12 protein-coding genes are annotated in these 17,187 nt (G+C 63.8%); 6 read left to right on the forward strand and 6 right to left on the reverse strand.

Annotated elements, in window-relative coordinates; all coding sequences use genetic code 11:
- Positions 1-7: 7 nt before the first annotated feature.
- The 3 genes from H040_RS12425 (at position 8) to trhA (ending at position 6,142) form a co-directional block, all read left to right on the forward strand.
- Positions 8-4,894 (forward strand): hybrid sensor histidine kinase/response regulator, encoded by a 4,887-nt coding sequence (locus tag H040_RS12425; RefSeq protein ID WP_027920662.1) that lies wholly within the window; start codon positions 8-10, stop codon positions 4,892-4,894.
- Positions 4,887-5,360: a chemotaxis protein CheW gene (locus tag H040_RS12430; protein WP_027920663.1), complete on the forward strand. Its 474-nt coding sequence runs from the start codon at positions 4,887-4,889 to the stop codon at positions 5,358-5,360. The genes H040_RS12425 and H040_RS12430 overlap by 8 nt, the downstream gene beginning before the upstream one ends.
- A 164-nt stretch (positions 5,361-5,524) precedes the next feature.
- Entirely contained in the window at positions 5,525-6,142 is a 618-nt protein-coding gene (gene trhA, locus H040_RS12440; protein WP_027920664.1) for a PAQR family membrane homeostasis protein TrhA, read from the forward strand.
- Here trhA and H040_RS12445 read toward each other — a convergent pair.
- Positions 6,139-6,858 carry a 16S rRNA (uracil(1498)-N(3))-methyltransferase gene (locus H040_RS12445; RefSeq protein ID WP_027920665.1) on the reverse strand — a complete coding sequence of 240 codons (720 nt, stop codon included), beginning with the start codon at positions 6,856-6,858 and terminating at the stop codon, positions 6,139-6,141. The genes trhA and H040_RS12445 overlap by 4 nt on opposite strands.
- 175 nt (positions 6,859-7,033) lie before the next feature.
- On the reverse strand, positions 7,034-8,440 hold the full coding sequence (locus tag H040_RS12455; protein ID WP_027920666.1) for an adenosylmethionine--8-amino-7-oxononanoate transaminase: 1,407 nt from the start codon (positions 8,438-8,440) through the stop codon (positions 7,034-7,036).
- Between the two features lie 455 nt (positions 8,441-8,895).
- Here H040_RS12455 and H040_RS12460 point away from each other — a divergent pair, with 455 nt between their 5' ends.
- From H040_RS12460 to H040_RS12470, 3 genes are all read left to right on the forward strand, one after another.
- The gene (locus tag H040_RS12460; protein WP_027920667.1) at positions 8,896-10,668 is read left to right on the forward strand and encodes a flavin monoamine oxidase family protein; all 1,773 of its coding nucleotides are present in this window, start codon (positions 8,896-8,898) and stop codon (positions 10,666-10,668) included.
- A 268-nt stretch (positions 10,669-10,936) separates the two neighbouring features.
- A complete protein-coding gene (locus H040_RS12465; protein WP_027920668.1) occupies positions 10,937-11,488 on the forward strand; it encodes a cytochrome b in 552 nt (183 codons plus the stop codon).
- A gap of 34 nt (positions 11,489-11,522) precedes the next feature.
- Positions 11,523-12,101: a YceI family protein gene (locus H040_RS12470; RefSeq protein WP_027920669.1), complete on the forward strand. Its 579-nt coding sequence runs from the start codon at positions 11,523-11,525 to the stop codon at positions 12,099-12,101.
- A gap of 63 nt (positions 12,102-12,164) precedes the next feature.
- Here H040_RS12470 and H040_RS12475 read toward each other — a convergent pair whose 3' ends face one another.
- From H040_RS12475 to metF, 4 genes are all read right to left on the reverse strand, one after another.
- On the reverse strand, positions 12,165-14,066 hold the full coding sequence (locus H040_RS12475; RefSeq protein WP_027920670.1) for a DEAD/DEAH box helicase: 1,902 nt from the start codon (positions 14,064-14,066) through the stop codon (positions 12,165-12,167).
- 218 nt (positions 14,067-14,284) lie between these two features.
- Positions 14,285-15,073 (reverse strand): substrate-binding periplasmic protein, encoded by a 789-nt coding sequence (locus H040_RS12480; RefSeq protein ID WP_027920671.1) that lies wholly within the window; start codon positions 15,071-15,073, stop codon positions 14,285-14,287.
- 65 nt (positions 15,074-15,138) lie between these two features.
- Entirely contained in the window at positions 15,139-16,215 is a 1,077-nt protein-coding gene (locus tag H040_RS12485; protein ID WP_027920672.1) for a hypothetical protein, read from the reverse strand.
- A 94-nt stretch (positions 16,216-16,309) separates the two neighbouring features.
- Entirely contained in the window at positions 16,310-17,155 is an 846-nt protein-coding gene (metF, locus tag H040_RS12490; RefSeq protein WP_027920673.1) for a methylenetetrahydrofolate reductase [NAD(P)H], read from the reverse strand.
- Between the last annotated feature and the right edge of the window lie 32 nt (positions 17,156-17,187).

Below are 17,187 nucleotides of genomic sequence, written 5' to 3' on the forward strand. Positions count from 1 at the left end.
AAAAGCCATGGCTCCTGCCGCCACAAGCCCCGAGCGCCACGATACCGTAGCCTTGGCCTGGACCCGCGCCGCCATCTTCGATTGCCTGAGCCAGGCCCGTCAGGCCCTGGAGCGCTTTGCCGGTGAAACCAACGATTTGTCGATGCTGGCCTTCGTGGTGGATAACCTGCACCAGGTACATGGCTGCCTGCGCATGCTTGAGCTGCGCGGTGCCACGCGCTTGGCCGAAGAGTTGGAGTGGCTGGCCAAGGCCTTGGCCGAGGGCCAGGTGAGCCCCCGCGGTGACTGCCTGGGGCCGCTGTTCCGCGGCCTGGAGCAACTGCCGTCCTACCTGGAACGGTTGCGCGGTGCGCGTCATGACCTGCCACTGGTGATGCTGCCGCTGCTCAACCAGCTGCGCGCCTGCCGTGGCGTCGAGCCCTTGGCTCAGGCCAGCTTGATCAGCGGCGCCGCGCAGCGCTTTGCCGGCTCCGATGACCTGGCCAACCTCGACCTGTCGCTGGGCAACTGGCGCGAACAGATGCAGGCCGGGCCCGGGCGCGATGCCTTGCGCTCGGTGGTCAGCGCATTGTGTGACGACCTGGTACGGATCAAGGAACGGCTGGACCAGTTCGTGCGCGGCGACCGCCAACACAATGAAGACCTGGAGGCGCTGCTCGCGCCCCTGCGGCATGTGGCCGACACCCTGGCAGTTCTGGGCTTCCAGCAACCCCGGCGGGTGATCATCGACCAGGTGCTGGCGCTGCAGAACCTGGCCCAGGGCGAACGCGAGGTAGACGACGCGGTATCGATGGATGTGGCCGGTGCCCTGTTGTATGTGGAGGCCACGCTCAACGGCATGGTCCTGCCGGAAGAAAGCGGGCAAGGCGGCCTGCCCGGTTCCGACCTGGCTGAGATCCGCCAGCTGGTGCTGAATGAGTCGCTATCGGTGTTGCAGCAGGCCAAGGACCTGATCGGCGATTGCCTGGAGTCCGGCTGGCCGAGGCAACGCCTGCAGCCGCTTCCGGGCCTTTTGCAACAGGTGCGCGGCGCCCTGGCGATGCTGATGCTGCCAGATGCCGCCGAGGTCTTGGCAGGGTGCGCGGGCTATGTGCAAGGTTGGCTGCAACACCTGGACGTGGAGCCGCCGGCGGATGAACTGGCCCACCTGGCCGACGCCCTCAGCGCCGCCGAGTGCTACCTGCAATGGAGGGTCGCCGACCCACTGGCCGATGCCCAGCCGTTCCTCGACATGGCCCGTGCCAGCCTGACGGCACTGGGCGTGCAGTGCACCCATGCGGGCCCGGCCGACGCGCAGGACGGCAGTGATGGCGTCGATGATGAATTGCGTGAGGTGTTTCTCGAAGAAGCCGGCGAATTGTTGCCTGAGATCGAGCGGCACTGGTTGCGCTGGCGTGCCGACAACCGTCTGCGCGATGCCCTGATCGAAGTGCGCCGTGACCTGCACACGCTCAAGGGCAGCGGGCGCATGGTGCATGCCGAGGCGGTGGCCGAGCTGGCCTGGGGAGGGGAGCACCTGCTCAACCGGGTACTGGAGGGGCGCATCGCCCTGACCCCGGAGGGCGCAGTTGCGCTGCAGCAGGTATTCGTCCACCTGCCGGACCTGCTGGCCGATTTTGCCGCTGGCCAGTTACCGCAGTTGACCGAGATCGAACAGCTGGCGAGTCACCTGCACGCCCTGGCCGAGAATGACACGCCCGTCAGCGCCGACATCGATGGCCTCGACCCGCAACTGCTGGATATCTTCCGCAACGAAGCCCAGGGCCACCTGGCTAGCCTCGAAGGCTTCCTGCAGGGCGCAGGCGACCAGGGCAGCGAAGTCAGCGACAGCCTGCAACGCGCCCTGCACACCCTCAAGGGCAGTGCAGCCATGGCCGGGGTCATGCCGATCGCCGAACTGGCCACCGCCTTTGACCGCCTGGTACGCGAGTACCGGGGCCACCAGCTACCGTTGCAGGCGGCGGAGATGCAATGGCTGCAAACGGCTCATGGCCTGTTCCAGCAGGGCTTGGGGCAGCTTGGCAGTGCGCCGCTGGCCGCCATCCCGGGGGCGGCCCAATTGATCGAGCAGGTTGGCGAAGCGGTGGATTTGCGCCTGGCCAGTCTGCATGCCGAACACCAACAGCCCCGCCATGGCAAGCGCGACCCACAGTTGATCGCCAGCTTCCTGGTCCAGGCCATGGATACCCTGCTGGATGCCGAATCTTTGCTGTCGCGCTGGCAGCAGCAGCCAGGGCAGCGCGAACCACTGGATACCTTGCTCGATGAGCTGACCAGCCTTGGCCACGCCGCGCACCTGGCCGACCTGTGGCAGATGGATGCAGTCTGCGAGGCGCTGCTCGACCTCTACGGCGCCGTGGAGGAGGGCAGCCTGGGCGCCAGCCCGCGCTTCTTCGCCGTTGCGCAGCAAGCCCATGAAGCCATGCTGGACATGCTCGACGAGGTGGCTGCAGGGCAGGACGTCAGCCCGCGACCTGATTGCGTCGATGCCTTGCGCGGTCTGCTGGATGGCGCCCTGGCGCCGGATGCTACTGGCCTGGTGAGCCGCGACACCGTTACGCCTCTGTCTGATTTGCCGGAGCTGGCCGATGAGGCAGAAAGCCCGGGCGACAAGGAGCTGCTGGAAGTCTTCCTTGAAGAAAGCTCGGACATCGTCGAAAGCGCCGCCGCTGCCCTGGCACGCTGGCAGGCTGACCCGCGCAACGGCGTGGAGGTGGAGAACCTGTTGCGTGACCTGCACACCCTCAAGGGTGGTGCGCGCATGGTCGAGATTACCGCCATCGGCGACCTGGCCCATGAACTGGAATTTCTCTACGAACTGCTCGCCGCCGGGCGTTTGCCGCCGAGCGGGCCGCTGTTCGCGCTGCTGCAGAACTGCCATGACCGCCTGGCGCACATGCTCGACGCGGTGCGCCTGGGCCAGCCGTTGCACGCCGCTACCGCGCTGATCGACTACATTCGCAACTTCAGCAGCGCCGCCCTGACCGACAGTGCTGCCGGCCAGGCCCAGGCCGACACCGCTCCGGCCGAAACACCGGCCGCGGCACCGGAGCGGGCGCCTGGCGACATGGTCAAGGTCGACGCCGAACTGCTCGACGACCTGGGCAACCTGGCCGGCGAGCATTCGATCATTCGCGGCCGTATCGAACAGCAGGTCAATGACGCCCAGTTCGCCCTCAACGAGATGGAAACCACGCTGGAGCGCATGCGCGACCAGCTGCTGCGCCTGGACATCGAGACACAGGGGCGGATCAGTAGCCGGCAGGCGTTCGAGGGGGACGCCTACGAAGACTTCGACCCGCTGGAAATGGACCGCCATTCACAGTTGCAGCAATTGTCGCGGGCACTGTTCGAGTCGGCCTCCGACCTGCTCGACCTCAAGGAAACCCTGACCCAGCGTGCCCAGGAGGCGTATAGCCTGCTGCAGCAACAGGCGCGCGTGAACAGCCAGTTGCAGGAAGGCCTGACCGCGACCCTGATGGTGCCATTCGAACGCCTGGTGCCGCGCTTGCAGCGGGTGGTGCGCCAGGTGGCCAGCGAGCTGGGCAAGCAAGTCGAGCTGGTGGTCGGCAATGCCGAGGGCGAGCTGGACCGCAGCGTGCTCGAACGCATGGTCGCGCCCTTGGAGCACATGCTGCGCAATGCTGTCGACCATGGCCTGGAAGCCCGTGAGGTACGCCTGGCCGCGGGCAAGCCGGAGCAGGGCACCATTCACCTGAACCTGCTGCATGAAGGCGCCGACATCGTCATCGAGATGACCGACGATGGCGCCGGTGTACCGTTGGAAGCAGTGCGGCGCAAGGCGATCAAACGCGGCCTGCTGGACCCACAGGCACAGCTGAGCGACCACGAGATCCTGCAATTCATCCTGCGCCCGGGCTTTTCCACGGCCGAGAAGATCACCCAGATTTCCGGGCGCGGCCTGGGCATGGACGTGGTGCATGAAGAGGTCAAGCAACTGGGCGGTTCGATGACCATCGAGTCGGCCTTGGGCAAGGGCGCACGCTTCCTGATCCGCTTGCCGTTCACCGTGTCGATCAACCGCGCCTTGATGGTGCACCTGGGCGAAGAGCAGTACGCCATTCCGCTCAACACCATCGAGGGCATTGTGCGTGTACCGCCGGCTGAACTGGCCGCCTGTTACCAACTGGATACCCCGCGATATGTCTACGGCGGCCATGAGTACGCTTTGCGTTACCTGGGCGAGCTGCTGCAAGGTCTGCCGCGCCCCGTGCTGCTGGGGCAGAGCGTGCCGTTGCCGGTGTTGCTTGTGCATTCCCAGGAGCAGTCGTTCGCTATCCAGGTGGACAGCCTGTCGCCGAGCCGTGAAATCGTGGTCAAGAGCCTCGGCCCGCAGTTTGCCGCGGTGGCGGGGCTCTCGGGTGCGACCTTGCTCGGTGATGGCCGGGTGGTGCTGATCCTTGACCTGCTGGGGCAGCTGCGCGGCCAGCAGCGGCGGCTGGCACGCCTGCCCGGTGGCAGTGGGGTGCAGCGCACCTTGTTCGGCCCGGCACCGCGAAGGGCTACGCTGGTGATGGTGGTGGACGACTCGGTCACCGTGCGCAAGGTCACCAGCCGGCTACTGGAGCGCCATGGCATGAACGTGATGACCGCCAAGGATGGTGTCGATGCCATGGCCCTGCTGGAAGAGCACCGGCCGGACGTGCTGTTGCTGGACATCGAGATGCCGCGTATGGACGGTTTCGAAGTGGCCACCCGAATTCGCCGCGACGAGCGCCTGAAAGACCTGCCGATCATCATGATCACTTCACGCACCGGGCAGAAGCATCGCGACCGGGCCATGGCCATTGGCGTCAACGATTACCTGGGCAAACCTTATCAGGAGTCGGTGCTGCTGCAGAGCATCGCCCACTGGAGCCATCGCCATGCTTGAACTGATTGCAGGGCAGCGCAGCAGCCTTACCGGCCTGCTGTTGCCGTTGGGCGACCGCACCTTGGTGTTGCCCAACGTCGCAGTGGTCGAGCTGATCGGCCAGCGTAACCTGGTGTGCGATCCGGGCGACCCAGCCTGGCACCTGGGCTGGATCGACTGGCGCCAGCAACATTTGCCGTTGATCGGCTTCGAGGCAGCCTGTGGTGGTGAAACACCGTGCGGCGAGCGCGCGCGGATCGTGGTGCTTAATGCGCTGGGGGATACCGGCCTGCGCTATCTGGCGGTGCTGCTGCAGGACATCCCCCGCTCGTGCAAGCTCGACAACCAGCTCAACTATGTGGATGTGCCGCTGGGCAGCCTGGAGCTGGCCGCCGTGCAGGTGGGGGAACAAGTGGCGCGGGTGCCGGACCTGGTCGGGCTGGAACGGTTGGTGCGTGACGCGGAACTGCAACCTGCCCTTGGGTAGGATGCACGGGCTGATGGCCCTTTCGCGGGTGAACCCGCTCCCACAGGAATTGCACTGCCTTTGAAGCCTGTGCAATTCCTTTGGGTGAGGGTTTAGCGAGGCGTCGAACTGCCGCGAAAGGGCCGGAATAGGAACCCAGCTCGGATCAGGAGGTCTATGTTTGCATGTACTACGGTGAACGCTTCAATGCCTGGACCCACCTGGTCGGTGCTGTCCTGGCCTGTATCGGTGGCATCTGGCTGATCGTCGTCGCGGGCCTGCAGGGCGACCCCTGGAAGATCGTCAGCTTCTCCATCTACGGCAGCACCTTGCTGTTGCTCTACAGCATTTCCACGCTCTACCACAGCACCCGCGGGCGGGCGAAGGTGATCATGCGCAAGCTCGATCACCTGTCGATCTACCTGTTGATCGCTGGCAGCTACACGCCATTTTGCCTGGTCAGCCTGCGTGGGCCCTGGGGCTGGAGCCTGTTCGGCGTGGTCTGGGGGCTGGCGGTGATCGGCATGTTGCAGGAGATCAAGCCGCGCTCGGAGGCGCGCATCCTGTCGATCATCATTTATGCAGTGATGGGCTGGATCGTGCTGGTGGCGGTCAAGCCATTGCTGCAAAGCCTCGGTACTGCGGGCTTCGCCTGGCTGGCGGCCGGCGGCGTGTTCTATACCGTCGGCATCATCTTCTTCGCCTTCGACAGCCGCTTCCGCCACTGGCACGGCATCTGGCACCTGTTCGTGATTGCCGGCAGCCTCATGCACTTCGTGGCGGTGTCGCTGTACGTGCGTTAGAAATCGCCCCACAACTGCTGCGCCACCGACAGCGCCACCACTGGCGCGGTCTCGGTGCGCAAGACCCGCGGGCCGAGGCGTGCAGCATGGAAGCCAGCGGCCTTGGCCTGCTCGACTTCCGCGTCGCTCAGGCCGCCTTCCGGGCCGATCAGGAAGGCCAGCGTTGCCGGCTTGTCGTGGCTGGTCAGCGGCTCGGCGACCGGGTGCAGGACCAGCTTGAGGTCGGCGTCGCTGCCCTTGAGCCACTCGGCCAAGGTCACTGGCGGGTGAATGACCGGCAGGGTCGAACGGCCGCATTGTTCACAGGCACTGATCGCCACCTGGCGCCAGTGGGCCAGGCGCTTGTCGGCACGCTCATCTTTCAGGCGCACTTCACAGCGTTCGCTGACGATCGGGGTGATTGCATTGGCGCCAAGCTCGGTGGCCTTCTGGATTGCCCAGTCCATGCGCTCGCCACGGGACAGGCCCTGGCCGAGATGCACGTGCAGCGGCGAGTCGGGTTGGCCGGCGAGGGCCTGATCGAGGCTGACACGCACGGTCTTCTTGCCGACCTCGAGCAACTGGCCGAGAAATTCCTGGCCACTGCCGTCGAACAGTTGCACGGCGTCGCCGGGGGCCATGCGCAGGACGCGGCCGATGTAGTGGGCCTGGGCTTCGGGCAAGTCATGCTCGCCAAGGCTCAGGGGGGCGTCGATGAAGAAGCGGGACAGTCTCATGGTTCAGCTCGGAATAGGGAAGGGACATCGTCCCCTGTAGGCGCGGCCTTGTGTCGCGAAAGGGCTGCAAAGCGGCCCCAGGTTTTCAGTTTCGCAGCAAAACTTGCCGGGGCCGCTTTGCGGCCCTTTCGCGACACAAGGCCGCTCCTACAGAGGATGGCGCAGGTGCCGGGACTCAGCCTGGGTCGCGGAAGTCGGGGTGGAAGTTGGCCGGTACGGCAACGCTGACGCTGTTGCGGGTGGCGATGTCGATGCCTTCGCTGGCCACTTCGGCCAGGAAGTCGATCTGCTCCGGGGTGATCACGTACGGCGGCAGGAAGTACACCACGCTGCCCAACGGGCGCAACAGGGCGCCGCGGGTCAGGGCGTGTTCGAACACTTTCAGGCCACGGCGCTCCTGCCACGGATAGGCGGCCTTGGTGGCCTTGTCCTGGACCATCTCGATGGCCAGGGCCATGCCGGTCTGGCGAATTTCGGCGACGTGGGCATGATCGGCAAGGTGCGCAGTGGCGCTGGCCATGCGCGTGGCCAAGGCCTTGTTGGCCTCGATCACGTTGTCCTGTTCAAAGATGTCCAGCGTCGCCAGGGCTGCGGCGCAGGCAAGCGGGTTGCCGGTGTAGCTGTGCGAGTGAAGGAACGCGCGCAGGGTAGGGTAATCGTCGTAGAACGCCTGATACACCTTCTCGGTAGTCAGGCAGGCAGCCAGCGGCAGGTAGCCACCGGTCAAGGCCTTGGACAGGCACAGGAAGTCTGGGCGGATGCCGGCCTGCTCACAGGCGAACAGGGTGCCGGTACGGCCGAAACCGACGGCGATCTCGTCGTGGATCAGGTGCACGTCATAGCGGTCGCAGGCTTCGCGCAGCAGCTTGAGGTACACCGGGTGATACATGCGCATGCCACCGGCGCCCTGGATCAGCGGTTCGATGATCACCGCCGAGAGGGTTTCGTGGTGCTCGGCGAGGGTCTGCTCCATCGCAGCAAACATGTTGCGCGAGTGCTCTTCCCAGCCCATGCCCTCGGGGCGCAGGTAGCAGTCCGGGCTTGGCACCTTGAGGGTGTCGAGCAGCAGTGCCTTGTAGGTTTCGGTGAACAGTGGCACGTCACCCACCGACATCGCGGCAATGGTTTCGCCGTGGTAGCTGTTGGTCAGCGTGACAAAGCGCTTTTTTGCCGGTTTGCCGATGTTCTGCCAGTAATGGAAGCTCATCTTCAGCGCCACTTCGATGCACGACGAGCCATTGTCGGCATAGAACACCCGGTCCAGGCCGGCCGGTGTCATGGCTACCAGGCGCTCGGACAGCTCGATTACCGGCTGGTGGCTGAAACCAGCGAGGATCACGTGTTCCAGCTGGTCGACCTGGTCCTTGATGCGCTGGTTGATGCGCGGGTTGGCGTGGCCGAACACGTTGACCCACCAGCTGCTCACGGCATCCAGGTAGCGCTTGCCATCGAAGTCTTCAAGCCATACGCCTTCACCACGTCTGATTGGGATCAGCGGCAGTTGCTCGTGGTCTTTCATCTGGGTGCAGGGGTGCCACAGGACCTTGAGGTCGCGTTGCATCCACTGATCGTTGAGGCCCATCGGCGCTTCTCCTGGCTTTGCTGCCTGCTTTGACCGCGTAAGCCTAAGCAAAGCCAGGGGGCAGGACAACCGCTAGTGGTCAATGAGGGCTGGTGCGGGTCCGTTGCAGCTTGCGGATGTGGACGGTGCCGGCCTGTGATGTGGAAATGGTCAGGCGCCGAAATGGGCCGTCGATGTCCTGATGATAGGGCCGTGTGGAAACCGGGCCCAACCTGAAATCGGCAAAATGCTCCTCAAAGGTCGTTGTGCCGTTCCTTTTGTCGGTTTTTCAGCTATCTCCGTCAGCTCCACCTAGTGGCCAGAGGCCAGGCGAGTGACAAAAATGCCAGTTGCCAAAGGCACTTGATGTCGCTGTGCTGGCAGGGTCCGAATACCTGACGTATTCTTAGCGCATCGTCTCTCGGGGCATGCCTGCCTCTTCTCATCCCTGCAATTTCAACTGGGAGTTCGCCGACATGGCTGCTGCTTGGGTGCGCCTGTGCGCGTTGGTATTGATCGGTGTGTCCAGCGGCGCCGCGCTGGCAAAGGACAAGACACCGTCGGCAATCGTGGTCGGTGGCGGCCTGGCAGGGCTGACCGCGGCCTACGAGCTGCAGAACAAAGGCTGGCAGGTCACCCTGCTGGAGGCCAAGTCGGGCATGGGTGGGCGTTCGGGCCTGGCCACCAGCGAGTGGATTGGCAACGCCAAGGCTCAGCCGGTGCTCAACCAGTACCTTGACCGTTTCAAGCTTGAAACACTGCCCGCGCCAGAGTTCGTGCGTACACCGGGTTACCTGATCGACGGTGAGTACTTCAGCGGCACCGACCTGGCCACCAAGCAACCCGCTACCGCCGAGGCGCTCAAACGCTACGAGAAGACCCTCGACGACCTTGCCCGCTCGATCGACGACCCGCTCAACCCGCAGGCGACCAGCACCCTGTTCGCCCTCGACCAGATAAACGTGGCCACCTGGCTCGACAAGCTGCAACTGCCGTCCACCGCGCGTCAGCTGATCAACCAGCAGATCCGTACCCGTTACGACGAGCCATCGCGCCTGTCGCTGCTCTATTTCGCCCAGCAGAACCGCGTCTACCGTGGGGTCAGCGACCGCGATCTGCGTGCCGCGCGGCTGCCTGGCGGCAGCCCGGTGATGGCCCAGGCATTCGTCAAGCAGCTCAAGACTATCAAGACCAGCTCGCCGGTCTCTGCGATCGTGCAGGACAAAGACGGTGTCACGGTCAAGGTCGGTAGCACGGACTACAAGGCCGATTACCTGGTGATGGCGGTGCCGTTGCGGGCGCTTGCCAAGATCCAGATCACCCCTGGCCTGGACACTCAGCATGTGGCAGCCCTCAGAGGCACCAACTATGGCTGGCGCGACCAGCTGATGCTCAAGTTCAAGCAGCCTGTATGGGAAAGCCGCGCGCGCATGTCGGGCGAGATCTTCAGTAACGCCGGCCTCGGCATGCTGTGGATCGAGCCGGCGCTCAAGGGCGGCGCCAATGTGGTGATCAACCTGTCGGGCGACAATGCGCGCCTGCTGCAGGCCTTTGGCGACAAGCAGATGGTCGATCAGGTCCTGATCCGCCTGCATGCCTTCTATCCACAGGCCCGTGGCGCATTCACCGGTTACGAGGTCAAGCGTTACAGCGTCGATGCCGGCACCGGTGGTGCTTATCTGGCTTATGGCCCGGGGCAGATCAGCAAGTACTGGCGCCTGTGGGAACGCCCGGTGCAGCGCATCACCTTTGCCGGTGAGCACACCGATGCGCTCTATCCGGGTACCCTCGAAGGGGCTCTGCGCAGTGGCCAGCGCGCTGCCAGCCAGGTGCAGGACCTGCTCGCTGGCAAGTCATTCGACCCGGCCAAGGCCGCAACCGTTGCGGCAGCGGCGACGGCGGGCGCAGCGGTGGCGAAGAAAGACAGCGGCGGGTTCTTCTCGCGCCTGTTTGGTGGCGCTGACAAGCCTGAAGTGAAGGCAGCACCCACTGCCAAGGTCGAGGAAGTCGCACCGGCGCCTGCTCCTGCAGCCGCCCCTGCTACCCCTGCACCTGCAGAAGTTGCCAAGGAAGAACCGGCCAAGCCCGCCGCGACCAAAGCTGCACCCGCCAAGCACGCACCGGCGCACAAGCCCGCAGCCAAGCCTGCGGCCAAGCAGGCGCAAAAGGCGGTCGAGACAAAAAAGGCCACGGCCAAGTCCGCGCCTGCCAAGAAGCCTGTGACCGATAGCCAGGCCAAAGCAGGTTGATTCCTGCTCCGGCTTCTTCGCGGGTTAACCTGCTTCCACAAGTGCTGCGCCTATCTCAAGACGTGCGCCGTACAGGTGGAAGCGGGCTTGCCCTCGAAGAGGCCGGTACTGGAAACGTCTAACTCTCCGACTATTGTTAATGTTTCCTTAATAGGAAACTCGCACACTAAATATCGGATTTCTCGATAATCCAAAGCAATTTTTTAATCTTTTATTCGATACGTTACGCGTTAGTCTGTGCACAGCTTTCACGGGGAACCACGTCATCATGCAACTGCGCAATTCACCTTCTCGCTATGGCGTGGTCAGCATCGTCCTGCACTGGGGCGTTGCCTTGGCAGTTTTCGGCCTGTTCGGCCTGGGGCTGTGGATGGTCGGTCTCGACTACTACGACCCTTGGCGCAAGGCCGGCCCTGACCTGCACAAGAGCATCGGCCTGGTATTGCTGGCGGTGATGTTGTTGCGCGTGGTCTGGCGCCTCATCAGCCCGCCACCACCGGCGCCGGCCAACCACGGGGCACTCACTCGCGTGGCGGCCAAGCTGGGGCATCTGGCACTGTACCTGGGGCTGTTTGCGGTAATGATCGCCGGATACCTGATTTCCACTGCCGACGGTGTCGGCATCCCGGTATTCGGCCTGTTCGACGTGCCGGCGCTGATCAGTGACCTGCCTGATCAGGCGGACCTGGCTGGCGTCATTCATTTGTGGCTGGCATGGGGCCTGGTGATCTTCGCCGTGCTGCACGCCCTGGCCGCCCTGAAACACCATTTCATCGACCGTGACGCGACCCTGACCCGCATGCTGGGCCGCAAAGCTTGACTCTCAACCTCAATTGCAAAGGAAGGAAGTAAGGATGTTGAAAAAGACTTTTGCCGCTCTGGCGCTCGGTACCGCTCTGTTCTCCGCCGGCCAGGCCATGGCCGCCGAGTACAAGATCGACAAGGAAGGCCAGCACGCGTTCGTCGACTGGAAGATCAGCCACCTGGGCTACAGCTTCATCCACGGTACGTTCAAGGACTTCAGCGGCGACTTCTCCTGGGACAGCGCCAAGCCTGAGGCCAGCAAGATCAACGTCGACCTGAAGACCGCCAGTGTCTGGTCGAACCATGCCGAGCGCGACAAGCACATCGCCAGCAAGGACTTCCTGGACGTCAGCAAATACCCGGATGCCAAGTTCGTCTCCACCGCCGTCAAATCGACCGGTGCCAAGACTGCAGACGTGACCGGCGACCTGACCCTGCACGGCGTGACCAAGCCGGTAACCTTCAAGGCTACCTTCAACGGTGAGGGCAAAGACCCGTGGGGCGGCGAGCGCGCTGGCTTCAACGCTACCACCACCCTGAACCTGAACGACTTCGGTATCAAAGGCCCAGGCCCGACTTCGCAGACCCTGGACCTGGACATCAGTGTCGAAGGCGTGAAGCAGAAGTAAACATTGCTCAGGCAATAAAAACGCCGCCCATTAGGCGGCGTTTTTTTATGCCTGATGCTCGGCTCAGCCCTTGCGGGTGAGCAGTGCAGGACGCTCACCGCGAGGGCGGCTCGGCAGGTCGTCCAGTTGCTCGGGCGTTGGGTAACGATCGAGCTTGGATTCCTTGCGGATGATCACCGGCTGGTGCTGTTCGCGCGTGCTGCGTACTGCCGGCTCCTGGCGAGAGGCATCGTCACGGCCAGCCGAGCGGTTACGGCCACCGCCATTGTTGTCGCGACGGGCACCGCCACCATTGTTGTTGCGCGGACGCTTGTCGCCGCTGGCGCTGCGCTGTTGTCCGCCCGCATTGCGGCCCTGGCCTTGGCCACCGCCGTTGTTGCTGCGCTGGCCGCTGCCTTGGCTTTGGCCCTGGCCTTGACCTGCGCCGCCTGGACGGCGGTTGCGGCCTTGGCCTTTACCGTTCTGGTAAGGGCTGACGTAGTCGGCGCGGTTACCGAAGTTGTCGATCTCGTCGTCCAGGAACTCTTCCGGATCACGGTCGGCAGGTACTTTCGGTGCAGGGGTGTTGCTGGCCTGTTGCTGCTGGCGCGGCTTCTTGTCACGCGGCTTGCGCGCTTGCTGCCTGTCGCCGGACTTTTCCTTGTCGGCCGGCTTGTCCGCAGCCTGCTGCTTGGCCTTTCCTTTGTCCTTGCCCTTGTCCTTGCGGCCACCATTGGCGTCTTTGCCGCCTTCACCACGGGCCTGCTGCTGATTGCGACCGCCGCGGCCGCTGTTCTGCTGGCGCTCGCGCACCTCAGGCTTTTCGGCCTCTACCTGGCTGGCATCGAAGCCCATCCAGTCGCCATCGGGGATCTTCTGCTTGGTGACCCGCTCGATGCTCTTGAGCAGCTTCTCTTCATCCGGCGCGACCATGGAGATGGCTTCGCCCGAGCGCCCGGCACGGCCGGTACGGCCGATGCGGTGCACGTAGTCTTCCTCGACGTTCGGCAGCTCGAAGTTGACCACATGGGGCAGCTGATCGATGTCCAGACCACGGGCGGCGATGTCGGTGGCCACCAGCACGCGCACGCTGTTGGCCTTGAAATCGGCCAGTGCCTTGGTGCGGGCGTTCTGGCTCTTGTTACCGTGGATAGCGGCGGCGGTCAGGCCGTGCTTTTCCAGGTACTCAGCCAGGCGGTTGGCGCCGTGCTTGGTGCGGGTGAACACCAGTACCTGCTCCCAGGCACCCAGCGTGATCAGGTGCGCCAGCAAGGCGCGCTTGTGGCTGGCCGGCAAGCGGTAGACGCGCTGTTCGATACGCTCGACCGTGGTGTTCGGCGGGGTGACCTCGATGCGCTCCGGGTTGTGCAGGAGCTTGTCGGCCAGGTCGGTGATGTCCTTGGAGAAGGTTGCCGAGAACAGCAGGTTCTGGCGCTTGGCCGGCAGGCGGGCGAGGACCTTCTTGACGTCATGGATGAAGCCCATGTCGAGCATGCGGTCAGCTTCGTCGAGGACCAGGATTTCCACGTGGGCCAGGTCGACCTTGCCTTGGCCGGCCAGGTCGAGCAAGCGCCCCGGGCAGGCGACGAGCACGTCGACACCCTTGGCAATGGCCTGGATCTGCGGGTTCATGCCGACACCGCCGAAGATGCAGGCGCTGACCAGTGGCAGGTCGCGGGCGTACACCTTGAAGCTGTCGTGAACCTGGGCGGCGAGTTCGCGGGTCGGGGTCAGGACCAGCACGCGTGGCTGGCGTGGGCCGTGCCGCTGGGATTTGTCAGGGTGGCCGGCCGGGAACAGGCGCTCGAGGATCGGCAAGGCGAAGCCGCCGGTCTTACCAGTACCGGTCTGTGCGGCAACCATCAGGTCGCGGCCTTGCAACACGGCGGGAATGGCCCGCTGTTGCACCGGGGTTGGCTGGGTGTAGCCCGCTGCCTCGATAGCGCGGACAAGAGCCTCGGAGAGACCGAGGGAAGCAAAGGACATGGGCAATCCTGTTCTCGTGGGGGCTGGGCCCGTTGGGATGTTCTGCCTGGCGCGACGGGCATCTAAGGGATGCGATCGCGTCCGGTCCAGCTGGGCTTTCACTGCACATCCGGGAAGCGGAGGGTGGACGCAAAGGTGCGTCAATGCCGATCGGGATGCCTGTTGCGAGGCCGAGCGTCCGGGCGTGAGCCGGGCGGGAAGGCCCGAGTATAACAGAGCTAGCGCAGCGTGCTGCTTTCCTGCTGCTCAACGGCGCCGACAAGATCGCCAGCGTCGCCGATGTAGTGTTCGATAATCGCCTCGAATGCCGGTTCCTGCTTGAAGCGGCGCAGCTCCTCGGTAAACGCCAGTGCCAGTTGTTCGCGGCCCGGTTTGCGTGCAAGGCCCAGGTATTGCGGCTGACTGCTGATGACCAGGGGCAGCTCTTCGACCTGCTGTTCGAGGCCAAGCTGCTGGCGCAGGTACCGCCCGACCAGGCGGTCGGTGATCAGCAGATCGATGCGCCCGCGGATGAGCTTGCCGAAGTTGGCTTCGTGGCTCGGCGCGGTTTCGCGGCGGAAATCCGCAGATTCGTTGAATGCCTTGTCGTAGGCGTAACCCGGCGAAGTGCCGACGGTCAGGCCGGCAAGGTCATTCAGCTGGTGGATGGCATGGCGCCGGTCGCTGGCCTGATACAGCACGAACTCGACATTGGACATGGGCTCAGCCGGGTAGACCAGGTACGTTTTGCGCGACTCGACTTGAAAAACGTCCATCACCCCGTCAGCCAGCCCCTGCTCCACCAAGGCCAGGCAACGCTTCCACGGCAGGAATTGCCAGTCCACCTCGACACCCAGGCGGCGGAACACTTCGGTGGTGACTTCGTAATCTATCCCCCTGACCCGGCCGCCATCGCGATACACATACGGTGCCCAGTCGTCGCTGACCAGGCGCAGCCGCTCGCCCAGCGCCATCGGGCTCAGGCAGGCGAGCAGCAGGATGCACAGCAGGTGGACGATGTGTGGCATGGCGCGAGATTACGCGCTCACCAGAGGCAAGGCCAGTGAAGATAGCCCCCCCCGGGTGGCAGCCATCAGCGATGGGAAGAACGCAGCAGGTGTGCCTCGATATCCTTGCGTCGGCCGCCCAGTGACAGGCGCAGGCTCGGGTGGCGCAAGCACTGGCGCAACTGCTCGGGTTCGATGCGCCCGTAGCGTTCGTTGAGGTTTTCCAGTGCCTTGTCCCACCAGGCCGAAGCACAGGCGCGATCGAACTCGTTGGGGTAGGGGTAGCAGCCATATAGCAGTTCGCGCACGAACTGCCGCTCCCGGCTGGGCATGGTCAGGCTCAAGGCCTTGTAACCCAGACGTTGCAGGGTGGGTGGGCGTGGCAGTTGGTCGTTGACCAATACCACATCGGCCAGCGCCGCCTCGCCCAGTGGGTCATCGCCGTGTTTACGCAGCCAGGCCTGGATCTTGGCGCGGAACTGGGCTTTGCGGCTCCAGTAGTGGTGAATGACGTCGGTGCATTCGGCAAGCTCCATCTTGCGGTAAGCCGCCACCGCAAGGCAGAACTCTTCCAGGGTGTAGGCGGTGCGGGCCAACGGGTAGAACTCGTCCATCATGGCAATGGAGCGGTCCAGGACATCGGTGTCCTCGGTGCACAGCCCGATCACGCCCGAGTTGACCAGTGGCATCTGGCAGTCAGCCAGGCCGCGTGATTCGAGAATGCCAAGCAGGTTTGTGTACAACAGGCACTTCTGATTCTCGCCGTAGCGCGCGCCGATGGCGTTGCACAACAGTGTGCCGGGTTTGACCCGCTGGAACAGATGCAGCGGCGACTTTCGGAAGAAAGTATCGGTGTCGATCAGCACGGCTTGAGGATGCTGCTGTAGCACTTGGCGCATCAGCACGTGCTTGCTGCGGAAGTGATAGCCGTGGGGCTGGTTCCAGGCCTTGCGGGTAGCTTCGTCTAGCAGATGGACGGCCACCGGCAGTTTGCCGTACGGCTCGGCATTGTCGGTATAGACCTGGATGTCGATGGCCGGGTTGGCACTGTTTCCCAGATGCGCAAGGGCGCTGACGATGCTGAAACAGGCTTCCTGGTGATAGGTGGCCGGGCCGAATGCCAGGTACACGAGCTGGGGGCGTGATGGCAAGAAATGTTGCATTGCAGACGACACCTGTCAGAGCCTGTGAATAATTAAGGCTCTAGTCTACGACTAAAGCCTTAATTGTTTCTGAATCTGTTGGTGCCAAAAAGTTTCAGCGTGGCAGCTTCAGGTTGTTCCAGATCGCCAGGCTCGCTTCGGCCTGGTTAAGGGTATAGAAGTGCAGGCCCGGTGCGCCGCCTTGCAGCAGTTGCTCGCACATGCGGGTGATGACTTCTTCGCCAAAGGCCTGGATGCTGGCGGTATCGTCGGCATAGGCTTCCAGTTGCTTGCGGATCCAGCGCGGGATCTCGGCGCCGCAGGCATCGGAGAAGCGTGCCAGTTTGCTGTAGTTGGTGATCGGCATGATGCCGGGAACCACAGGGATGTCCACACCCATCTTCTGTGCGCGTTCGACGAAGTAGAAGTAGCTGTCGGCGTTGAAGAAGTACTGAGTAATGGCACTGTCGGCACCGGCCTTGACCTTGTGCACGAAGTTGCCCAGGTCGACCTCGAAGTTGCGCGCTTGTGGGTGCATTTCCGGATAGGCGGCAACTTCCAGGTGGAAGTGATCGCCGGTTTCCTGGCGGATGAACTCGACCAGGTCGCTGGCATAACGCAGTTCACCACTGGCCATGCCCATGCCGGAAGGCAGGTCGCCACGCAGGGCGACGATACGCTTGATGCCGGCAGCCTTGTACTCGGCCAGCAAGGCGCGCAGCTCGTCCTTGGTGTCGCCGACGCATGACAGGTGCGGAGCGGCTGGGACCTTAACTTCGTTTTCCAGCTGCAGCACGGTGTTCAGCGTGCGATCGCGGGTGGAGCCCCCGGCACCATAGGTGCAGGAGAAGAAGTCCGGGTTATAGGCAGCCAGCTGGCGGGCAACGCCCATCAGCTTTTCGTGACCGGCATCGGTCTTGGTCGGGAAGAATTCGAAACTGTAGCGGCGTTCTTGTGACATCTCTGTTTCCTCAGCTGCAAGCCTGGGCCGCA

The sequence above is a fragment of the Pseudomonas sp. URMO17WK12:I7 genome (assembly GCF_003269045.1).
GTDB classification, from domain to species: Bacteria; Pseudomonadota; Gammaproteobacteria; order Pseudomonadales; family Pseudomonadaceae; genus Aquipseudomonas; species Aquipseudomonas putida_J.